General features: G+C 56.2%; 4 protein-coding genes. 2 read left to right on the top strand and 2 right to left on the bottom strand.

Going from position 1 to position 3,163, the window contains the following annotated elements; translation table 11 throughout:
• Positions 1-107 precede the first annotated feature (107 nt).
• Positions 108-449, bottom strand: a complete 342-nt coding sequence (locus tag ACGLHR_RS51180) for a hypothetical protein (RefSeq protein ID WP_400103711.1) — start codon at positions 447-449, stop codon at positions 108-110.
• 205 nt (positions 450-654) lie between these two features.
• Complete coding sequence (locus ACGLHR_RS51185) at positions 655-1,470, bottom strand: alpha/beta hydrolase (RefSeq protein ID WP_400103713.1); 816 nt, start codon at positions 1,468-1,470, stop codon at positions 655-657.
• 875 nt (positions 1,471-2,345) lie between these two features.
• On the opposite strand from ACGLHR_RS51185, the gene ACGLHR_RS51190 reads away from it, so the two are divergent.
• Positions 2,346-2,906, top strand: coding sequence for a hypothetical protein (locus tag ACGLHR_RS51190; protein WP_400103715.1), 561 nt, complete (start codon positions 2,346-2,348; stop codon positions 2,904-2,906).
• A 34-nt stretch (positions 2,907-2,940) separates the two neighbouring features.
• A partial coding sequence (locus ACGLHR_RS51195; protein WP_400103717.1) for a hypothetical protein occupies positions 2,941-3,163 on the top strand: 223 nt, incomplete at its 3' end.

The following is a 3,163-nucleotide window of genomic DNA, read 5'->3' on the forward strand; positions in this document are numbered from 1 at the left end:
GCGAACTTGTTAATTTATTAACGCCTAACCCGTCCCGCCGGACGACCGGAGATCCCGAAAATCCGACAGTCTCCTAGGGGGCTCCTATTGAAATTGCCAGGTCCCTGTCAGTCGTCGTCCCCGTGTCGTCCGTGTCCGTGATGGCCGCGCCCGCGCCACCTCCGCTCGCCCTGGTCGTCCTCGTCATCATGGCGTCCGCGCCAATAGGGCGCATAGACGGGCGCAGGAGCGACAACAACTGGGCGAGGAGCATACACGGGCCGGGGCGCTACATAAACCGGTTGGGGCTCTACATACACCGGCTGGGGCGCAACATAGACCGGCGCCGGTTCCGCGTAGACAACACCGGGAATTCCGATGCCAATGTCGACATTTACACGCGCGTTGGCAGCGGGAGCAATTGTGAGAAGTGCTCCACCAAATGCCGCAATCAATACAAGCTGCTTCATTTCTTCCCCGACTCTGGACGAGCGTAACTGTACTGGTTCGCGGCAATCATCTTTACGCGAATTCCGTAAGGATTTGTAACCGCAGTGTCGCAAGTTATCGGCACCGGAACTTCGCCCGGAAGTGTTCCGTTTCTTGGCGTATCGTTGTTTTTCCTCGCTCGCCGTCAAGGCTATGGCTCACCTGAAGGCCGTACGACTGAAGAGCCTATCGAGGCGTGACGCGCAGCAGCAGGTCCCAGTTCTGCTCCGTAAGGCCAAACACCCAGGTGTTGTGTGTGGCCTGTGGCAGCACAAGTAGGCTGGACGGCCCTTGGCTGGCGAGCTGCTCATGGAGTGTTAGCCCCGCTTGAGGGCCAATCAACTCGTCTTGACCAGCTACCAGTACGGAGGAAGGCCCGTGATAATTTTTAAGCGCGGCGCTGGAATCAAAGGGAGACTTCAATATCAGGCTAACTGGAACAAACCACATTTTTTGAGCCGCTGTCTCTCGCAGACTGGTGAACGGCGTGATGAGCACTAGGTTGTCAACGTTCTCAGGCATGGCAGCAACAATTTGCGCCGCCACGCCACTCCCCAAGGACTCGCCAACCAGCGTCACGCGACCAGGCCAACGCCGGGAAATCTCTTGCATCAAAGTTATCACAGAGGGAACAATGGTGGCCTGTGACGGCTTTCCCGGGTTGGGGCCATACCCCGGATACTCTGCCAGCACAAGGCGGTACCCACGTTTGTTGAAAACCCTCGCTAGGCTTAGCCGCTCAAGGGCATCGCCGTCGTTTCCATGAAAGAAGACTGCTGTTTTCGTCGACGCGTCAACGACGGGAGGCTCCACCACAATCGCGTTCACGCCTGGAATAATCTGGGCCCCCGCATGCACGGCCAATTCCCGCCACAGTGACGGCTCGGTCGTTATCGGGAAGTAGATGAAATGGTCTTGGCGCACATACATCCACGCCAGCATCAGGCAATAGGCCAGCACAGCAATGCGCAGAGTCTTTTTTAAGGGCAGCTGAACTTGCATAAAAAGAGTCTTTGCCAACGTGATGTTGGCTAATATAGCAGGGGCGAGGCAATAAAACACTTTCCGGTTCGTGACAGCCTGCCGACAAAGTGTTGCTCGCCGAGATTAGGTCGAGTACGCGCTATGCTTCAAATGGGCTCTGCCTCAATTTGACTGACTGCGACTTCGGAGTACCTTTTACTCTGACAGCAAGTAGAGAATATTGAAAGTCATATAATAAGGTTTACAAATTTATATAGCATAGACCCGCCTTGACTTATCGTTAAGATAAAAGGCAGGTTTAGAGATTTGACTGTGCAAATTGCGCCAAGAGCGGAACCAGGTACGTCATAAATTTCATAGGTCTTTCCGTCGCTTGCTACGCCCAGGCTGCCATTGCCGTCTGCCGTAACGAAGACCCGAACCCTATTAATGTCCTGCCCCTTCACAGTAACGCTGAAGGTGTCGATGGGTGAAGTGGGTGTAGTGGAACCGGTAAGTTGCGCGGGACTTGGCATGGAAGCTCTCCAAATAACTAGCGTGCTGCTCCGTTCCGGGGACGGGACCGCGCCGCGCCTTTCGGTGAGCATCGGCCCATTGGCGCCGCTCCTGGACTCGCCATAGACTAGGTCATGGTCGCCCGCTCTGACAAGTCTCGCCCCCCGCTTGCACACTATCAAGAGAAGCGTGACTTCCGTGTCACACCCGAGCCTGCGCCTCAGCTTTCCGGTCTTTCGACGCCAGATAAATGTCTCGCCGAGGGTGTCAAAAAGGTATTTCAGCAACCTGTTAGGGCAGGATTCAATGCCGTTTGCCCGCATCTGCCGACTTGCGTTTGCCTCCTGTTGCTTCCTAAACTGTAAGGGAACCGTTCCTTCGCGTGCGGGAGGTGCACTATGAAACCAAACTCGTATGCGCTGGCCCGATTAATGGCGTCGGCTATTCTGGTTCTGTCACTCGCCGCTTGCGCCCATACGAAATTCCATACGCAGGCCTGCCTTTCCGGCGTCGAGGCCTCGGAGGGTACGACGTCTGGTAGCGGAGCCAAAGGCGCGACGTTCGCCGGAACGGCCAACACACTCGTCGAACCGTGCCGACTGAAGAACAACAGCCAAGGGGGCTTCTGGATTGCCAGCATCGACCGCACTGGCCCGGCGGGACTCGGCCATGAGGTATCGGTGCGCGGCGGCAAATGGCTTTGGGAGCAAGCCGACGGCACCCTGTATAGTGGCAGCGTGACCGGCGGCTGGGTAATGTGGCCAGCTGATTTGCACCAAAGCATCGGCGGCTGTGGCTACGGGGTTGCACAGTTTAGCATCACGCTGTCGGTCCTCCGGGGTCATCCTGGCAGCGGCACCTTTGAGGGCTGTCTGGATGACACGCATTTGGACCCGAAGCAGCAGCCATTTGTTTTTCCGCCCCAGATTTGGGGGAGGCTGAGTATAAGTTCCCCATAGCGAAACGGCGCGCACCGAGAATCGAGGAAACAGAATGGGTCCGGTAGAACCAGCTAGAACACCAGCTCATCCGACACACCTGGAGAACTCTGACAAGCGGGCGGCTTACATCAAGTTTCCTGTGGACCGTTGGCATCAGCCAGGCCTGTTCGCTCCTCGGGCCGGCGGAAAGCTGCGCGACCTATTGAGTTTTACAAAAAACATGACAACCGATTCTATGCTGGTGCGTTTTATCTCGAACAAGTTGATTGGAGATA

The organism is Cupriavidus sp. CuC1 (assembly GCF_044627735.1).
GTDB lineage: Bacteria > Pseudomonadota > Gammaproteobacteria > Burkholderiales > Burkholderiaceae > Cupriavidus > Cupriavidus ulmosensis.

What these genes read in the sequence shown, in the direction of transcription:
- ACGLHR_RS51180 (WP_400103711.1), bottom strand. Translation starts at nt 449, where the DNA reads ATGAAGCAGCTTGTATTGATTGCGGCATTTGGTGGAGCACTTCTCACA.
- ACGLHR_RS51185 (WP_400103713.1), bottom strand. Translation starts at nt 1,470, where the DNA reads ATGCAAGTTCAGCTGCCCTTAAAAAAGACTCTGCGCATTGCTGTGCTG.
- ACGLHR_RS51190 (WP_400103715.1), top strand. Translation starts at nt 2,346, where the DNA reads ATGAAACCAAACTCGTATGCGCTGGCCCGATTAATGGCGTCGGCTATT.